Annotated in this window: 15 protein-coding genes; 11 read left to right on the top strand and 4 right to left on the bottom strand. The window is 39.3% G+C overall.

From position 1 onward, the window contains the following. Positions 1 to 2 precede the first annotated feature (2 nt). Positions 3 to 698, top strand: a complete 696-nt coding sequence (locus J6836_RS01095; protein ID WP_219246089.1) for a hypothetical protein — start codon at positions 3 to 5, stop codon at positions 696 to 698. A gap of 50 nt (positions 699 to 748) precedes the next feature. On the opposite strand, the gene J6836_RS01100 is transcribed toward J6836_RS01095, so the two are convergent. Both J6836_RS01100 and J6836_RS01105 read right to left on the bottom strand, forming a co-directional pair. Beyond that, the gene (locus J6836_RS01100; protein ID WP_219246090.1) at positions 749 to 1576 is read right to left on the bottom strand and encodes a phosphoenolpyruvate hydrolase family protein; all 828 of its coding nucleotides are present in this window, start codon (positions 1574 to 1576) and stop codon (positions 749 to 751) included. Positions 1577 to 1587: 11 nt separating this feature from the next. Next, entirely contained in the window at positions 1588 to 2808 is a 1221-nt protein-coding gene (locus J6836_RS01105; RefSeq protein WP_219246091.1) for a Tm-1-like ATP-binding domain-containing protein, read from the bottom strand. A gap of 368 nt (positions 2809 to 3176) precedes the next feature. On the opposite strand from J6836_RS01105, the gene J6836_RS01110 reads away from it, so the two are divergent. Together J6836_RS01110 and J6836_RS01115 are read left to right on the top strand one after the other, a co-directional pair. Continuing rightward, on the top strand, positions 3177 to 3824 hold the full coding sequence (locus J6836_RS01110; RefSeq protein ID WP_219246092.1) for a TetR/AcrR family transcriptional regulator: 648 nt from the start codon (positions 3177 to 3179) through the stop codon (positions 3822 to 3824). A gap of 120 nt (positions 3825 to 3944) precedes the next feature. Further along, the gene (locus J6836_RS01115; protein ID WP_219246093.1) at positions 3945 to 4982 is read left to right on the top strand and encodes an AbrB family transcriptional regulator; all 1038 of its coding nucleotides are present in this window, start codon (positions 3945 to 3947) and stop codon (positions 4980 to 4982) included. Between the two features lie 72 nt (positions 4983 to 5054). Here J6836_RS01115 and J6836_RS01120 read toward each other — a convergent pair whose 3' ends face one another. Then, the gene (locus tag J6836_RS01120) at positions 5055 to 5405 is read right to left on the bottom strand and encodes a YacC family pilotin-like protein (RefSeq protein ID WP_219246094.1); all 351 of its coding nucleotides are present in this window, start codon (positions 5403 to 5405) and stop codon (positions 5055 to 5057) included. A 241-nt stretch (positions 5406 to 5646) separates the two neighbouring features. Between J6836_RS01120 and cueO the strand changes: the two genes are divergently transcribed. Together cueO and hpt are read left to right on the top strand one after the other, a co-directional pair. Beyond that, positions 5647 to 7296: a multicopper oxidase CueO gene (cueO, locus tag J6836_RS01125; protein WP_219246095.1), complete on the top strand. Its 1650-nt coding sequence runs from the start codon at positions 5647 to 5649 to the stop codon at positions 7294 to 7296. A gap of 128 nt (positions 7297 to 7424) precedes the next feature. Then, positions 7425 to 7961 carry a hypoxanthine phosphoribosyltransferase gene (hpt, locus tag J6836_RS01130; protein ID WP_219246096.1) on the top strand — a complete coding sequence of 179 codons (537 nt, stop codon included), beginning with the start codon at positions 7425 to 7427 and terminating at the stop codon, positions 7959 to 7961. Between the two features lie 210 nt (positions 7962 to 8171). Here hpt and can read toward each other — a convergent pair whose 3' ends face one another. Next, positions 8172 to 8825 (bottom strand): carbonate dehydratase, encoded by a 654-nt coding sequence (gene can, locus J6836_RS01135; protein WP_219246097.1) that lies wholly within the window; start codon positions 8823 to 8825, stop codon positions 8172 to 8174. A 257-nt stretch (positions 8826 to 9082) separates the two neighbouring features. On the opposite strand from can, the gene J6836_RS01140 reads away from it, so the two are divergent. The 6 genes from J6836_RS01140 to J6836_RS01165 all read left to right on the top strand — a co-directional run bounded on the left by J6836_RS01140 (position 9083) and on the right by J6836_RS01165 (position 16467). Next, entirely contained in the window at positions 9083 to 10021 is a 939-nt protein-coding gene (locus J6836_RS01140; RefSeq protein WP_219246098.1) for an ABC transporter ATP-binding protein, read from the top strand. Continuing rightward, complete coding sequence (locus J6836_RS01145) at positions 10021 to 10791, top strand: ABC transporter permease (RefSeq protein ID WP_219246099.1); 771 nt, start codon at positions 10021 to 10023, stop codon at positions 10789 to 10791. Before J6836_RS01140 ends, J6836_RS01145 begins: the two co-directional genes overlap by 1 nt. Positions 10792 to 11551: 760 nt before the next feature. Then, positions 11552 to 12097, top strand: coding sequence for a fimbrial protein (locus J6836_RS01150; RefSeq protein ID WP_219246100.1), 546 nt, complete (start codon positions 11552 to 11554; stop codon positions 12095 to 12097). A 51-nt stretch (positions 12098 to 12148) separates the two neighbouring features. Then, the gene (locus tag J6836_RS01155; protein ID WP_219246101.1) at positions 12149 to 12826 is read left to right on the top strand and encodes a fimbrial biogenesis chaperone; all 678 of its coding nucleotides are present in this window, start codon (positions 12149 to 12151) and stop codon (positions 12824 to 12826) included. Positions 12827 to 12954: 128 nt separating this feature from the next. Beyond that, positions 12955 to 15429, top strand: a complete 2475-nt coding sequence (locus tag J6836_RS01160) for a fimbria/pilus outer membrane usher protein (RefSeq protein ID WP_255586297.1) — start codon at positions 12955 to 12957, stop codon at positions 15427 to 15429. A gap of 15 nt (positions 15430 to 15444) precedes the next feature. Then, positions 15445 to 16467 carry a fimbrial protein gene (locus J6836_RS01165; RefSeq protein ID WP_219246103.1) on the top strand — a complete coding sequence of 341 codons (1023 nt, stop codon included), beginning with the start codon at positions 15445 to 15447 and terminating at the stop codon, positions 16465 to 16467. The last annotated feature ends 2 nt before the right edge of the window (positions 16468 to 16469 follow it).

A 16469-nucleotide genomic window follows, 5' to 3' on the forward strand; every position in this document is an offset into this window, starting at 1 on the left:
TCGTGGCAAGGAAGATAAGAAACAAAAAAAATACCAATAAGCATTCATCATCATTCTCAGTAAAAGGGAAGCGCCATTTTATTGCATCAGGTAAACCTCAAGGTGTTATGCACTTTCTACCTTCGCTGGTGGATCACGGCTTAACTATTTTTTATATCGGTTTTTTATTGTCTTTGTGGTTTTCCCCTGATTGGTCAGGTGTTGAAGTGGTTTACAATATGGTATTGATCTTGCTGTTTGAGTTTATTTTAGTGCATATGGGCACAATGATGGCGGTGCTTCAGCGTGGGTTTTTTTTCATTTTTGTGGCCGCGATTTTAGGTGGCGTGGCTTATATTTTTCATACTACGCAAATTAATTCTTCCGCCATTCTTTATATTTACGCGGCTACGTTAATAAACCGAATTATTATTGGGCGTCAGCAAGGGAATGAGTTTGATAATTTTAATGCCTTCGATGAAGGGATTGCTAAATTACGTCATTATGTTGCGTGTTTTATTATTGCTGTATTTTTAACGCATTATTTGCCTGAAGGGGGGCTTACGGATCAATACCTTGAAGATAACAACTATTATGGCATGTTAAAAATGACAGGGATGACGGAAAAACCACTTATGATTATTCAATTCGGCGTTTTGTATTATTCCACATCGCTATTTTGGGTTTTGTGGCGTTTTTTGAACCCAAAAAAGAGATAAAAAAAGCGCCTATCGAAATAGGCGCCCGGTGTTGGCAAAAAATAAAAAAATTAGCGTGTTATTGATTTAAACTGCTTTGTAGTCTTTGTTAGTGCGACTTCGGTAGGCAAACGTTCCATTGAACTTGCACCATAAAAACCATGACAGTCAGGGCAGTTTGCTAAAATATATTCAGCATCTTCAGGGGTTGCGATAGGGCCGCCGTGACAAAGAACAATGACATCATCACGCACTGCTTTAGCCGCTTTTGCCCATTCATTGATAAGTGGCACACAGTCTTTCAGTGTCAGTGCTGTTTCGGCACCAATATTCCCACCGGTTGTTAAGCCCATATGTGGCACGATGATATCCGCACCCGCTTTGGTCATCGCAACGGCATCATCAGCGCTGAAAACATACGGTGTGGTCAGCAGGTCTTTTTCATGTGCCATGCGGATCATATCCACTTCTAGACCATAGCCCATTCCGGTTTCTTCTAGATTAGCGCGGAAATTACCATCAATCAGGCCAACAGTTGGGAAGTTTTGCACGCCCGCAAAGCCTGTCGCTTTGATGTCGTCTAAAAACTTATCAAATTGGCAGAATGGGTCGGTGCCATTTACGCCAGCAAGAACAGGGGTATGTTTCACCACAGGTAAAACTTCTTTTGCCATGTCCATTACTATTTCATTGGCATTGCCGTAAGCCAATAAGCCAGCGAGTGAACCTCGTCCAGCCATACGGTAACGGCCAGAGTTATAGATAACGATTAAGTCAATGCCGCCGGCTTCTTCACATTTTGCCGATAAACCAGTACCCGCACCGCCGCCGATAATGGGTTCTCCTCGAGTAATCATTTCTCTGAAGTTCTTTAATAACTCTGCGCGGTTATGTCTCATATTAACCTCTATTATTTGTTCAAAATTTCCTGGTGTAGCTGAATAACCTGCTCACAAAAATCATGGGAATTTATGTGGTGAGGACTCAAAATAAGCTGTCTTTTTTCTGTTGTTATGAGATTTTCGGTCAATGCATCGATAAACGCTTGGTCTGCGATAGGATCCCAGAATGGCGCGCCTTCGATATCTAATGCGGAAAACCCTGATGTTGGAACAATAAAACGGACTTCGCCATCACAGCGATTTAATTTCTCAGCAATCCAACGACCCATTTGTTGGTTTTCTTCTTTAGTCGTTCTCATTAATGTGACTTGTGCATTGTGATGGTAAAATAAACGACCTTGATATTTTTCAGGTACGGTAGCTGGTCGTCCAAAATTCACCATATCCAATGCACCACAAGACATGACGCAAGGTGTTTGGGTACGTTGAATGGCACCAAAACGGTCTTCGTCACACGCTAAAACACCACCAAATAAATAGTCGCACACTTCTGTTGTGGTTATATCCAATACGGAATGTAGCAATTGACTATCGATTAGTTTTTCCATCGCTTTACCACCGCTGCCCGTTGCATGGAATACGAGGCAGTCATATTGTTCTTCTAACTGTGTGGTGAGTTGTTGGACACAAGGTGTTGTTACGCCAAACATAGATAAAGCAATAGCAGGTTTGATATCGATATTTTCGTCATCGTCTTGGTTAAACCAAACGGCACCTGCGATTTGATTTGCTGCGTTTTTCAACACTTTGCGAGAAATAATGTTTAAGCCAGAAACATCGGTGACTGAGTACATCATAGAAATATCACTCGCACCGATATAGCCTGAGATATCCCCTGAAGCCATGGTGGAAACCATTAACTTAGGTATACCAACAGGAAGCACTTGCATTGCAGGGGTGATTAATGCGGTTCCGCCTGAGCCGCCTAAGCCAAGGATCGCCGCAACGTCAGTTTGTGCAGCAAGGTAAAGACTGAAAGCTTGCGCCATCGCTTCAATCGCTTTGCCGCGGTCACCACAAAAAACGGCATTCACTCCAAGAGGGTGAAAACTTGCGACAGTATGTGCACTGACATCTGGCTCTTTTTCTAATTGTGTTGGTTGAGTGGTTAAGTCAACGGTGCGAACGGCTAACCCAGCGCTTTTAATTAATTCACTGACATAAAATAGTTCAGCGCTTTTGGTATCCAGCGTTGTGGCGATATAGATAAAACCAGCGTGTTTTTTCATATAAAAATCCTTTCAGATTAGAGCTCGCGTTGAATTTTTCACCGTAATGAGACTATAGTATCATTTTTGGTTTTTGTAAAATGAGACTGTAGTCTCATTTATTGGTTTGTTGTAACGCTAATTAGTTGCTAATATGCATATCTTATTGATAAAACATCATAAATATTAATTAACATCGGTATATATAATGCATCATTGAAATACTAAATTTGTGATAGGGATAACTTATTTGATTGTATATACAGGTTAGTTTGAGATATGTATCTTTTAATTGTATGTTATTGAGTAGGTATACTTATTCCCGCTTGTGCTTTCTAAGTATCATTGACTAAACTTGTTGTAAGAAACAGTATTTTAAGGACAATTAAATGCCGAAAACTAATTCAGCTTCAGAATATAAAGGGACGCGAAAACGGACTTATGTATTACTGGTGACTACGGCTTTAGAGTTATTTGAAAAAGGTGCGATGCCTTCTGTTTCTGAATTGGCACTTGAAGCAGGCGTTTCACGCGCAACAGCTTATCGGTATTTTCCGACACAAAGTGATTTAATCACGGCAACCGTCAATGAAAGCTTAGGGCCAATTTTAACGTGGCGTCCACAAAGTGAAAAAACAGAAGAGCGTATTGATGAGTTGTTGACGTTTGCTTTCCCTCGAATGTTTGAACACGAAGGTGCTTTGAGGGCTGCGTTACAAGCCTCATTACAACAATGGGCACAAGGGCGTTCTGCTCCCCAAGAGGTCAAAAGTAAGCAATTCGAGCGGGGAAATCGTAAAGATATTCTTGCGATGGTGACCACGCCGATGAAATCAGAATATCCGCAGGAAATTGTCGATAAGGTCATCAAAGCTTTTTCTGTTATTTATGGATCCGAGATTTTCTTAGTGCTAAAAGATATTTGGAAGATGGATAATCAGCAGGTCATAGAATTAGCACAATGGATGGCTAAAGCAATTATGAACCAAGCTATTTCAGATAATACCAAACGTCAAAATAAGCAAATCAAAAACTAATAAATGATAAAACTGCGGTGAATAATCACTATCGTAATAAATAAATCAAAACGAAGGTCATCTGGCATTAATAATATGATATAAATTAAGGCTATAAATAGTCTTAATGGTTAATGTCTTATGATGAAATTATTCAAGATGGTGGTGGGGATTGCTGTTTGTGCGGTGATCGGGGGCGGGTTAACTTACCTTGGTGTTCCACTCGCATTAATGTTTGGCCCCATCATCGCGGTTATTATTTTTCATCGTTTTGGCATTTCTTTTGCTATTCCTAAACATACAATTTCTTTTGTTCAAGTGACATTAGGTACGTCAGTTGGCTTGATGTTTAATCAGGTTTCACTGAATGAAGCTGATAACTTATTTTTATTATTATTGATGTTAGTTGTGTGTTTGGCTGTGCAATTTTCCTTTAGTTTTTTTTGGTTTTATCGCAAAGTGGGCTGGACGAAACAAGAAGCCATGTTGGGCTCAGTCCCTGGTGCAATGGCGGCCATTCTAGCCTTAACTGATCATACCCATACACCGCCACAGAAGATTGTCATTTCCCACACAATTCGTCTTATCATATTGATTTTATTAGCAGGGATTGTGGTTGGGAGCGATGGTGATCCGCAGCCGATCATTGAGTTTCCTTCATTAACATTGGCAGCCACAATGTGGCTATTGTTGATTGTCGCCGTTGGGGTGATAGCGGGTTTGATATTACAGCGTTTCAGAGTTCCTGCACCTTATATGCTAACCTCATTAGCGGCGGCAACATTAATACAAAGTTGGGTTGATATTCCATTAAATTTTCCATTAATGCTGACTGAATTAAGTATGGTATTAATTGGGATGAATATCGGTAACCACTTTGTTGTTTTCCCGCTTTCATCATTAATTAAAAATATTTACTCCTCCGCACAAGTGGTCGTCATCAATATCATTTTAACGTTCTTGATTACGGTATTTGCAGCTTGGTTAACGGGGTATGATATTTCAGTATTATTGCTCGCTTGGGCGCCAGGCAGTATGGAAGCCATGACCTTTGCTGCAATTACGATGAATTTAGATGCTGGGTTTGTTATGTCGAATCATATTATCCGCATGGTGATCATCCAAAGCATTCCATCCATTGTTTTATTTTGGCAGGAAAGCAGGGCAAAAAAACGCTAATAAAAGTGTCAAAATGGAGAAGAAAACATGCAAACAAACTCTAGGCATGTTTTCTTAATGTCATTGATGGAATTATTTTACGTAGGCAAACAGACCGAGAGAATCTCTAGCTAATGACTGGCACTTAAACTCTTGATTGAGCGGTATTCCCTTTAAGTCGTTGTAACTTTCTTTGTTTAACTGAGTCATTTTCTCAGAGTTGTAGTTGCTCAAATCCCATTTATTGCTTTTCGCAAAATAAACGATAGCGCGTTCAATTTCTCTATCGGGAATTTGTGAGTACCCACAGTCATATTTTAGGTAGATAAAAACAGCCGTCAGATCAGCCAGATCTTCAGCTTCGTTGGGGGCAAGAGCTCTGGCAGAATTGGTTATCCCTAACAGAGTCATTAAGCATGACATCATTAATATAAATTTGCGCATTCTTTATTCTATCGGGTTTCTATGTCAAGTAACGTTAGCATAAGAATAGAATTGTTAGTCAACTATATTTTTCTTAAATGAATGTAATAAACCCATAATTACTGAGTGGGTTTATTGACCTTCCTGTAAGGGGAGGCTTTACCATTTGTTTCATTAAACCATGTTTTGCGGAGAAAGGGTAATTTCCCTCAATATACTCTGTCATTGATTATTGATTTGATAAACAAAAGGAAGGTTATCAATGTTACGTCGCGATTTTTTGAAATTAAGTGCTATCACATATGCTGCAAGTGCGCTGCCTATTTGGAGCCGCATCGCGGTAGCCGCTGAAAACTATCCCACACTGGCTATCCCTCCGTTATTAGAGCCTGATGCACAGGGCAATATTCAACTGGCAATTAAGCAAGGGATATCTCAATTTGTTCCCGGCAAAAAAACGACAACGTGGGGATATAACGGTGATCTACTTGGCCCTGCAATTAGCTTGAAAAATGGTCAGAGTGTTAATATCAATATTGTGAATCAGTTGGCGGAAGATACTACCGTTCATTGGCATGGTTTAGAAATCTCAGGCGAGCAGGATGGTGGGCCCCAAGCGATTATTCAACCGGGTGCAACGCGAAAAGTTAATTTTACGATAGATCAAAGCGAAGCAACCTGTTGGTTCCACCCTCATACCCACGGTAAAACGGGCTACCAAGTGGCTATGGGGTTGGCAGGGTTAGTCCTGATTAAAGATGAAAATAGTGAGAAACATGGTTTGCCAAGTCACTGGGGTATTGATGATATCCCTGTAATTTTGCAAGATAAGCGTTTGAAAGATGACGGGCAAATCGATTATCAACTAGATGTGATGAGTGCTGCGGTAGGTTGGTTTGGTGACTTAATGCTCACTAACGGTGCGGTTTACCCGAAACATGTTGCGCCAAAAGGTTGGATCCGTCTGCGATTACTCAATGGTTGTAACGCACGTAGTTTGAATATTTCAACTAGTGATGGTCGTAAAATGTACGTTGTTGCCAGTGATGGCGGCTTACTTGCTGAACCCGTTGCATTGACTGAATTACCGATTTTAATGGGTGAGCGTTTTGAGGTATTAATTGATGCTTCAGATGGTCATGCGTTTGATTTAGTTACATTACCTGTGGGGCAAATGGGGATGACTATTGCACCATTTGACCAACCTCTGCCTGTTCTTCGGATTGAAACCACATTAACAAATGGTGAAGGAAAATTACCTTCAACACTCACTGCAATCTCCGCAATACCTTCTTTAGCAGGGTTAAATCGCCGTCGTTTCCATTTGATGATGGACATGCGCTTAGATATGCAAGGCATGATGATGCTACGTGAAAAGTATGGCGCACAAGCGATGGGGAACATGGGCGGTCATGGTGCAATGATGGATAATATGGACCATGGCGCGATGATGAACAGTGGAACCATGAACCATGGGAATATGAGCCAAGGCAACATGAACCACGGTAACATGAGTGGTGGTATGGGCAATGGTGGTCACTGTGGTACTGGTGCAGGTGATTTAGATATTCATAACGCCAATACGATTAATGGGCAAGTGTTCTCAATGACTCATCCTGCATTTGATGCGCCAATGAACCGCCAAGAAATTTGGGTGGTCTCAGGGCGTGGTGACATGATGTTGCACCCATTCCACGTTCACGGAACTCGCTTTCGTATCTTAAAAGAAAATGGCCAAGCTGTTGAGCCGCATCGCCAAGGTTGGAAAGATATTGTTAAAGTTGAAGGGCAGGTGAGCGAAATTTTAGTGGAATTTAAACACCCTGCGACGAAAGAACACCCCTATATGGCGCACTGTCATTTACTTGAACATGAAGATACGGGCATGATGCTTGGTTTTACGGTAAGTTAATCGCCGCTTCCGTTTTAGGACAAAATACAGCATTAAATATATTAGTGCTGTATTTTCCTTTATTAGTATCTGAGTCTCGCCTATGGTAAAATTACGCGCTTTCCATTCCTTTAGATGCGTAATTGAAGATGAAACATACCCTTGAAGTCATGATCTCTGAAGAAGAGATTGCTCAACGAATCAGTGAATTAGCTGAAAAAATCAGTGCACATTACCAACCCCTTGAAGGTGATTTAGTTCTTGTTGGCCTATTGAAAGGCTCATTTATTTTTATGGCAGACTTATGTCGTAAAATTAATGTCCCACATGAAGTCGACTTTATGACCGTTTCAAGCTACGGCAATGCGATGACATCAAGTCGTGATGTCAAAATCGTCAAAGATTTAGATGAAGATATTCGTGGAAAACACGTTTTAATCGTGGAAGACATTATCGACTCAGGTAATACCTTAAATAAAGTTCGCGAAATTTTTGAATTGCGTGGCCCTAAATCGGTGGCGATTTGTACTTTGCTAGATAAACCATCACGCCGTGAAGTGGATGTACCTGTCGAATGGATTGGTTATTCAATCGAAGACAAATTTGTTGTCGGCTATGGTATTGATTATGCGCAACAGTATCGTCACCTTCCGTACATTGGGCATGTGACTTTACTTGAAGAGTAATTAAACTCATCGTCTACTTAAAGGGTTGAGTGTAGTGTAATTACTCAACCTTTTTTATATATCTTAAATAGCATAATTAATTCAGTAAATTCCCTTTCTATTTTAGTAGTTTAGTGAAAGAGAATGAATGGCTTTTATTTAAGCATTAAAGAGCGAGTAGACATAAAAATAATAAAAGCCCTATTTAAAAGGGCTTTTCAACAAGTTAAATTATTTTTTTTGTGTCAGGTTTGATATTGATTCACGATAGCAAAGTTCAAGCTTTTCTCGACTATCCGCAGTGATATGTAAATCCTGAAGACGACCATTGTTGATACCGTAAACCCAGCCATGGATCATCACTTTTTGGCCGCGTTTCCATGCAGATTGCATAATAGTTGAATGGCCGAGGTTATACACCTGTTCTACTACGTTTAATTCACATAAGCGGTCCAGTCGTTCGCAAGGTTTTAACTCACCCAGCATTGAACTGTGTCTGTACCAAATATCACGAATGTGCAATAACCAGTTATTAATAAGGCCCAACTCTGTGTTATCTACTGCGGCTTCAATACCACCGCAACCATAATGGCCGCAAATAATGATATGCTCAACTTGCAGTACATCAACAGCATATTGAATGACCGATAAACAGTTAAGGTCGGTATGGATAACTAAGTTTGCAACGTTACGGTGAACGAATAGGTCTCCCGGCGCAGCATTGATCAATTTTTCAGCAGGGACTCGACTGTCCGAACAGCCAATCCATAAGAATCTTGGCTTTTGTGCTTTTGATAATTCTTTGAAGAATTCAGGATCTTGTTCTTTTACAGAGGCTGACCATGCTTCATTATTAGCAAACAGCTCTTCGATTTTTCTCATCATGACTTATAGCCTAGTTGTGTTACTGTGCGATAAAATCTTATACAACATTTATTGATTAATTAATAATTAGTTATACTAATTACAACATTGGTATAATGAACCACTCATTTAGACAAGACAACCCTCAATTAGTAACGTATTGAATTATCTTATAGAAATCTATTATCACTTTTCTGCATAACATAGAGCAGAAAAAAGTGGCATCATTAGCGTATATTGCCTCCAAACCGTCCTAAGAATAAAGGGTTTTTTTATATATGACGTATGCACTTGAGTTATCGCAGTTAACAAAAACCTATTCAGGTGGCGTTAAGGCTCTGCGAGGAATCGACTTACATGTTGAAGATGGTGATTTTTATGCATTGTTAGGCCCTAATGGTGCAGGGAAATCAACAACGATTGGTATTATCAGTTCATTGGTTAATAAAACCAGTGGCTCAGTTAAAGTATTTGGTTATGACTTAGAGAAACAAGTCGTACATGCAAAACAGCAACTTGGATTAGTTCCCCAAGAATTCAACTTCAACCCTTTTGAGACTGTTTTGCAGATTGTCCTAAACCAAGCAGGTTATTATGGAGTGCCTCGTTCTGTCGCTGTGCAGCGAGCTGAACAGTATTTAACGCAGCTGGATTTATGGGAAAAACGTGATGAGCGTGCTCGTAACTTATCTGGCGGAATGAAACGACGTTTGATGATTGCTCGTGCTTTAATGCACCAACCAAAATTATTGATTTTGGATGAGCCTACTGCGGGAGTTGACATTGAATTACGCCGTTCGATGTGGTCATTTTTAAAGAATTTAAATGCCCAGGGCACAACAATTATTTTAACAACGCACTATTTAGAAGAAGCAGAAATGCTGTGCCGCAATATTGGGATCATTCAACATGGTGAGCTAGTTGAAAATACCAGTATGAAACAGTTATTGAGCAAATTGGAATCAGAGACCTTCATTTTTGATTTAATGCCAAAAAGTCCTATTCCTCAATTATTAGGTTATGAGTCTCGATTAATAGACACGTCAACATTAGAGGTTGATGTTAAAAGAGAGCAAGGACTGAATAGCGTCTTTAGTCAATTGAACGAACAAGGTATTCAAATTTTGAGTATGCGTAATAAGGCCAATCGTTTGGAAGAATTATTTGTTAGCTTAGTCAAAAAAGAAAGCCATACGGCTGAGAAGGAGATTGCATAATGTTCTCACTGTATTGGGTTGCATTAAAAACAATTTGGATAAAAGAAGTTACTCGATTTGGGCGAATTTGGATACAAACCTTGCTGCCACCAGTTATTACCATGTCATTGTATTTTGTGATTTTTGGTAATTTAATCGGTTCACGTATTGGCGAAATGGGGGGGGTAGATTATATGCAGTTTATCGTCCCTGGCCTGATTATGATGGCGGTGATCACTAACTCATATTCGAATGTTTGTTCATCGTTTTTTGGTTCAAAGTTCCAAAAAAATATTGAAGAATTACTTGTTGCGCCTGTTCCTACCCACATTATTATTGCTGGCTTTGTTGGTGGTGGCGTTGCAAGGGGGGTTTTGGTTGGTTTCCTTGTCACATTAGTTTCATTATTTTTTATTCCATTACAAGTTCATTCATGGCTTATGGTTATCATAACGTTGTTATTAACAGCGATCGTTTTCTCACTGGCGGGGCTATTGAATGCAATATTTGCGAAAACGTTTGATGATATTAGTATTGTTCCAACGTTTGTTTTAACGCCACTGACTTACTTAGGGGGTGTTTTTTATTCACTTTCCCTGTTACCTCCATTTTGGCAGGCGGTATCTAAATTAAACCCAATTGTGTATATGATTAGTGGTTTCCGTTTTGGTTTTCTAGGCATTGCGGATGTATCTATCGCCATTACTCTTGGTGTATTGATGATATTTTTAATTGTTTTCTATTTATTGACTTGGTATTTAATTGAGCAAGGTAGAGGACTTCGTAGTTAATTAATTTAAGTATAAATACGTAAAATAAAATAAGGTCGTATCTAATAGTTATATTTAATTTATTAGATGCGGCTTTTTTTTGCGTAATATTACGTATCTGAGGGGATGATAACGCTAAGTGAAGATGTTTTTGAGTAAAGAAATAAATGACAGTAAATCGAAGTGATAAATTTTCTTTTCCCATTTTTGATATGCATTGAATAATCGTTCAGGAAATAGTTAAGCTTTTTGAATGAAAGTCAAATTTTTTGATTAAATATCTATTTAGTTGTATGGCTATAGTAAAAATACTTACCGTTATTTTTATCTGGTAATCTGACATTAAAAACTGTAACTAGTCAATTAGTCAGGCTCTAATTCTATTTATGTTTTTTTTATGTTAATTAGTATATTGGATTTGATAATATTTAAGTTGCAAATACTTATCACCTGTTATTTTTAATTAATGGGGTAATATGCTGTTACAGTTCAATTAATAAAATCCCCTTCTCTTTTTTCTCTTGTTGATATCGTTAACATATCGCTATCGGTATATATAAAGAATTATATTTTAAAAATGTTCTTTTTAGGTGTTTTATTGAAATTAAATAACTTAGCATAAGTTAAATAAACAGTATTCACTCGTAATATGGATTTACTTAAAAAAGGCTAATATACTTTTTGTGAATTAAATATTCAGGGTAATAGTTCTTTATTGAGTAATTTATATATTGCGCCTGTACATAATTAATAAATATTTACTGATATAGATGAGGTCACTATGAATTTCAAAAAAACAGTATTAATTACATCAATTATTGCTACTTCACTTTCGGGTATTGCTCATGCGGCAATTGATAGTGGTAATGCAAAAGGTACGATTAATTTCAGAGGTCAATTTATTGATACGACCTGTACGATTGAAGTTAATAATACCAATAAAAATGAGGGTATTGTCCAGTTAGGAACTTGGATGACAAATACGTTCGATAAAGTGGGTGAAATTACAGAAGCAGTACCTTTAACCATTGGTCTGAGTGGTTGTCCTGCAACGCTTGGTCGTGCTCGCGTCACGTTTGATGGTACTCCTCATGCGGATAACAACAAACTTTATGCTGTAAATAGTGCTGGTGGTGTCGGTATCGGAATTTCTGGCGATGTAAATGGAACGAATTTCTATACACCAGGAACTGAGGCTGATGGTATTGACCTTAAAGGCAATCACGGCGAAAAAACGTATTACGCGCGTTATGTAACAACTGCAAATGAAGTGACGCCAGGTAAAGCAAATGCGGATGTCACTGTGACCATTCAGTACAACCAGTAATTAGCTCAATTAGGGAACGTTTGTTCCCTCTTTTTTCTCTAGGGGAATATTTTGAAAAAATCTCTTATTACGTTAGCGCTTTTATGCACCGCCGCAGTGAATGCTAATGCGAGTGTGGTATTAGGTGGAACCCGAGTGATTTATGAGGGTGACAAGAAAGAAGCGTCAATTACGGTTCGAAATGATGATAAAACGGCGTTCCTTGTCCAATCATGGGTTAATAATTTCGATGGACAAAATAGCCAAAAAATTCCCTTTACGGTGACTCCACCGCTGTTTCGTATTGAGCCAGAGTCAGCAAATGCTATTCGAATTGTTTTAACTGATCCCAAATTGCCGACAGATAAAGAATCCGTCTATTGGTTAAATGTTAAATCAATTCCACCGTCAGACCCAAATGCAACAAATAACTTAACCATTTCTATTAATAACAAAATTAAGTTGATTTATCGACCATCTGGTTTACCGACTTCTGACGCATTAACAGCTTTTGAAAAACTCAGTTTTGAAAAGCAAGGCAGCAACTTAAAAGCGAAAAATCCAACACCATATTATGTTTCATTCGGCGATTTAAATGTAGGTGGACGGACAATAACAGATCCCGGCATGGTACCTCCGATGGGGGAAGCAACGTGGAATATTTCAGGGATCCAAGCAAACCAAGTGACTTGGAGTGCTGTTAATGACCACGGGACAATAACAAAAACGAAAACTCAGACACTAAAATAATCAGTTGGAAGAATTTCATTATGCGCCGTATAACAACAAAAAAGCATTTATCAAGAAGTTGTGAGAGTTATATTCCTAATTCGCATAATGAGCTATCTAGTTTTCGATTGAAAAGAATATGTCGCGTAATGGCAGCGATCACCTTCATTGGTGTCAATGCCAATTATGCTGTTGCCAACGACTATTTTAGCCCGAGTTCATTGAGTGTTATTGAAGGACAAAACATTGCCGATTTGCCTAATTTGGATCAATTTGCTAACCCAGGGGGCCAATTAGCAGGGGATTACCATGTTGATGTTATCGTTAATGGCATTCTTATGGATTCGAAAAAAATTGAGTTTGTTAAGAGCGAATCCTCAAATGAACTCATTCCAGTCATTACTAAAAAAGATTTAGCAAGCTGGGGGATAAACGTTAATTCAATCCCTTCATTAACGTCTTTATCTGCTGCGCAAATTATAGGCCCGATAAATGAATATATTCCAGATGCAAAATCAACATTGGAACTCAATCAGCAAAAATTAAATTTTTCAATTCCTCAAATTGCGATGGATAAACAAGCTGCGGGTACGGTACCTGCTAGTCAATGGGAAAATGGCGTCCCTGCGTTTATTCTCAATTACTATTATAGCGGTTCAAACAACTGGAGCCGAAACAGCACTAAAGATACCAATACCCATTACTTAAACCTTCGTAGTACGGCTAATTTCGGGCCGTGGCGTTTAAATAATTATTCCACTTACAGTGATAGTTCAGGCAATCGTGAATGGAAAAGCATTGAAACGAGCTTAGAAAGAGGAATTAACTTTTTAAAATCTCAGCTAGTCATAGGTGATACTTCAACACCTGGGGAGATTTTTGATGGTTTCCAGTTTCGTGGTATTCAATTACAAAGTGATGAATCCATGTTGCCAAGTTCAATGAAAGGTTTCGCGCCGATTATTAGAGGGATTGCTCAAAGTAATGCTGAAGTGACTATTAAGCAAAATAACTATGTGATTTATCAATCGTATGTTTCTCCGGGTGCGTTTGAAATTGATGATTTGTATCCGACGGGCACTAGCGGAGATTTAACAGTATTCATTAAAGAGGCAGATGGTTCCGAGCGTTCATTTGTTGTTCCGTTCTCATCGATTGCCATTATGCAACGTGAAGGGCAACTAAAGTATTCATTGACGGGGGGAAAGTATAAATCAAATACTGCCAATGAAATTGAACCTGATTTTGTTCAAACAACCTTAATCTATGGTTTACCAAAAGGTATTACAGGTTATGTTGGAACATTATTATCAAAAAATTATCAATCTTACGTGACTGGGGTGGGTGTTAACCTTGGTGGCTTTGGGGCATTATCTGCCGATGTGACGCAAGGAAATAGCCAAAATTTACTGGGTAAAGAAGATACCGCAAGCGGGCAATCTTACCGTTTCCAATATTCAAAAAATGTCATGGCAACGGGAACAACAGTCACGCTAGCGAACTATCGTTATTCGACGGAAGGCTACTATTCATTTAGTGAAGCCAATAGTAATCAACCCAAAATATATCGAGACAATAAAAAGAACCGTTTCCAAGTTTCATTAAGCCAGTCTCTACAGGAATTTGGCAGTATTTATTTCTCAAGCTATCAACAAGATTATTGGAACCGCGCGGGCAAAGAACGTTCAATTAGTGCGGGTTACAATAATAATTATGGTGGTGTGACTTACAGTTTTAATTACAGTTATTCTGATAGCCCTTATCAGCGTAAGGCAGATAACCATTTTTCTTTTTCAATTAGTATCCCGTTAGACAACACACAAGGTAATTACACATCAATTAACAGCAATATCACAACAGATAATAACGGTAATTCAGATGCCATGTTAGGTGTCAGTGGCAGCTTAGGGGAACAAAATAACCTCTCTTATTCTGTACAACAATCTTACGGAAATAAAGATACCCGTGCGAGTGGTAATGCTTCAGCCTCATATCGTGGAAGCTATGGTGTTGCTAATGCAGCATATGGCTACGACAGATTTTCACAACGCGCTAATTATGGTTTAACGGGCGTGGTTGTAGCTCACCCATACGGTGTGACTCTGGGGCAACCTATTCATGACTCATTTGCTATTGTCAGGGCGCCAGGGGCTGAAAATGTTCAAGTGACCAACCGGAGTAATGTATCAACGGATTTACGTGGGTATGCGATAGTCCCGTACTTGAATCCCTACACGAAAAATGAGGTCACACTCGATATCGACTCTCTGCCCGATAATGTTGAATTGAAATCGAACACGGTCAATGTCGTCCCGACCAAAGGGGCTGCAATTTTAGTCAATTATCAAACCCACGTTGGTTACCGAATATTATTCAATGTGACACATAATGGGAAACCAGCACCATTTGGTGCAATGGCTCAATTTGCTGAAAATGAAGATAGCAACATGAGCTCAGGTATTGTTGGGGATAACGGCGAAGTTTACCTTAGCGGCATGCCAGAAAATGGTCGCCTAAAGATCAAGTGGGGTAAGGGACCTCAAGAGCAATGCACAGCGCAATACCAATTAACGCCAACGCATTTAAAACAGCATTTGCCAATAATTCCCGTAAATTGCCAATAAAAAGTAGGGTGAAATATGAAGATAAAACAGATAATTACACTAGTTGGTCTCACGTTTTTTACCTACAGTGCTTTAGGTGTTGGCCAGTTTCGTATTAATTTAGGCGATCTTGAGATTGATGCAGCAACACACCAGCTACCGAGAGGAGCCGTTTTGGGCAACGGCTGGAAGCAATTCAATTCGACTGCAAATAGCGAACTGTGTGTGGCTGAAGCCCCAGGTGATTTCAAATTTACGCCTCAAATAAATAGCCGTCCACTGGGACAATCAATCACAGACGGTTCTGGTAATTACCCTGTTTTTAGTAGCGGAATAGAGGGGATTGGTTATGTGATTGGTGTTCGGCAGCAAGGCACTAGTCAGTGGTATCCATTGACTGGTAATAATGACGGTATTGATGCCATAGCAGGAACCTCGGCGTTGCAGCTTGAAGCCAAAATGATGTACGTGAAGACGGTTCAAGGCGATATTTCTGGCACTGAAAAAACCTTAACCCATTATGATCCAATCAAGGTGCAATGCAGTGGAAACGTGAGTTGGAAAACTTCCGTTGGTGAAATATTACCCGCCTCAACGCTAATTTCGTGGGCGCAAAGAACGTGTAACGTTTCATCAACGCGTCAATCCGTTGATTTAGGTGTACATGATATTGCGAAAGTACGTGCACTGAATGTGGGTGAGACTTTTGGGCAAGCGCAACAATCTATTACGATCCATTGTCCAACGGTCATGTCAGTGGCATACACCATAGCAGATAACTTGCATCCAACGAATTTAAACACCGACATTGTTTATTTAGAAGATGAAAGGGATGATCCCGGCTTTGCTGTGCGTGTATATGAAGCTGGAAAATCATCGCCTTTAAGACTGGGAGGCGACCGTTCTCTCTCGAGCAATTATGCATATGTACTTTTAGATAAAGCCAGTTTGAGCCCAACAATAACAAAAACGTTTGAGTTTAAATATGTGAAAACATCCAATGACGTTAAAGCAAGTAATGGGAATGCACAAGTCACTTTGACGCTTGTGTATAAATAATA

Source organism: Providencia sp. R33 (assembly GCF_019343475.1).
Lineage (GTDB): Bacteria > Pseudomonadota > Gammaproteobacteria > Enterobacterales > Enterobacteriaceae > Providencia.

What these genes read in the sequence shown, in the direction of transcription:
- J6836_RS01100 (WP_219246090.1), bottom strand. Translation starts at nt 1,576, where the DNA reads ATGAGACATAACCGCGCAGAGTTATTAAAGAACTTCAGAGAAATGATT.
- J6836_RS01105 (WP_219246091.1), bottom strand. Translation starts at nt 2,808, where the DNA reads ATGAAAAAACACGCTGGTTTTATCTATATCGCCACAACGCTGGATACC.
- J6836_RS01110 (WP_219246092.1), top strand. Translation starts at nt 3,177, where the DNA reads ATGCCGAAAACTAATTCAGCTTCAGAATATAAAGGGACGCGAAAACGG.
- J6836_RS01115 (WP_219246093.1), top strand. Translation starts at nt 3,945, where the DNA reads ATGATGAAATTATTCAAGATGGTGGTGGGGATTGCTGTTTGTGCGGTG.
- J6836_RS01120 (WP_219246094.1), bottom strand. Translation starts at nt 5,405, where the DNA reads ATGCGCAAATTTATATTAATGATGTCATGCTTAATGACTCTGTTAGGG.
- cueO (WP_219246095.1), top strand. Translation starts at nt 5,647, where the DNA reads ATGTTACGTCGCGATTTTTTGAAATTAAGTGCTATCACATATGCTGCA.
- hpt (WP_219246096.1), top strand. Translation starts at nt 7,425, where the DNA reads ATGAAACATACCCTTGAAGTCATGATCTCTGAAGAAGAGATTGCTCAA.
- can (WP_219246097.1), bottom strand. Translation starts at nt 8,825, where the DNA reads ATGATGAGAAAAATCGAAGAGCTGTTTGCTAATAATGAAGCATGGTCA.
- J6836_RS01140 (WP_219246098.1), top strand. Translation starts at nt 9,083, where the DNA reads ATGACGTATGCACTTGAGTTATCGCAGTTAACAAAAACCTATTCAGGT.
- J6836_RS01145 (WP_219246099.1), top strand. Translation starts at nt 10,021, where the DNA reads ATGTTCTCACTGTATTGGGTTGCATTAAAAACAATTTGGATAAAAGAA.
- J6836_RS01150 (WP_219246100.1), top strand. Translation starts at nt 11,552, where the DNA reads ATGAATTTCAAAAAAACAGTATTAATTACATCAATTATTGCTACTTCA.
- J6836_RS01160 (WP_255586297.1), top strand. Translation starts at nt 12,955, where the DNA reads ATGGCAGCGATCACCTTCATTGGTGTCAATGCCAATTATGCTGTTGCC.
- J6836_RS01165 (WP_219246103.1), top strand. Translation starts at nt 15,445, where the DNA reads ATGAAGATAAAACAGATAATTACACTAGTTGGTCTCACGTTTTTTACC.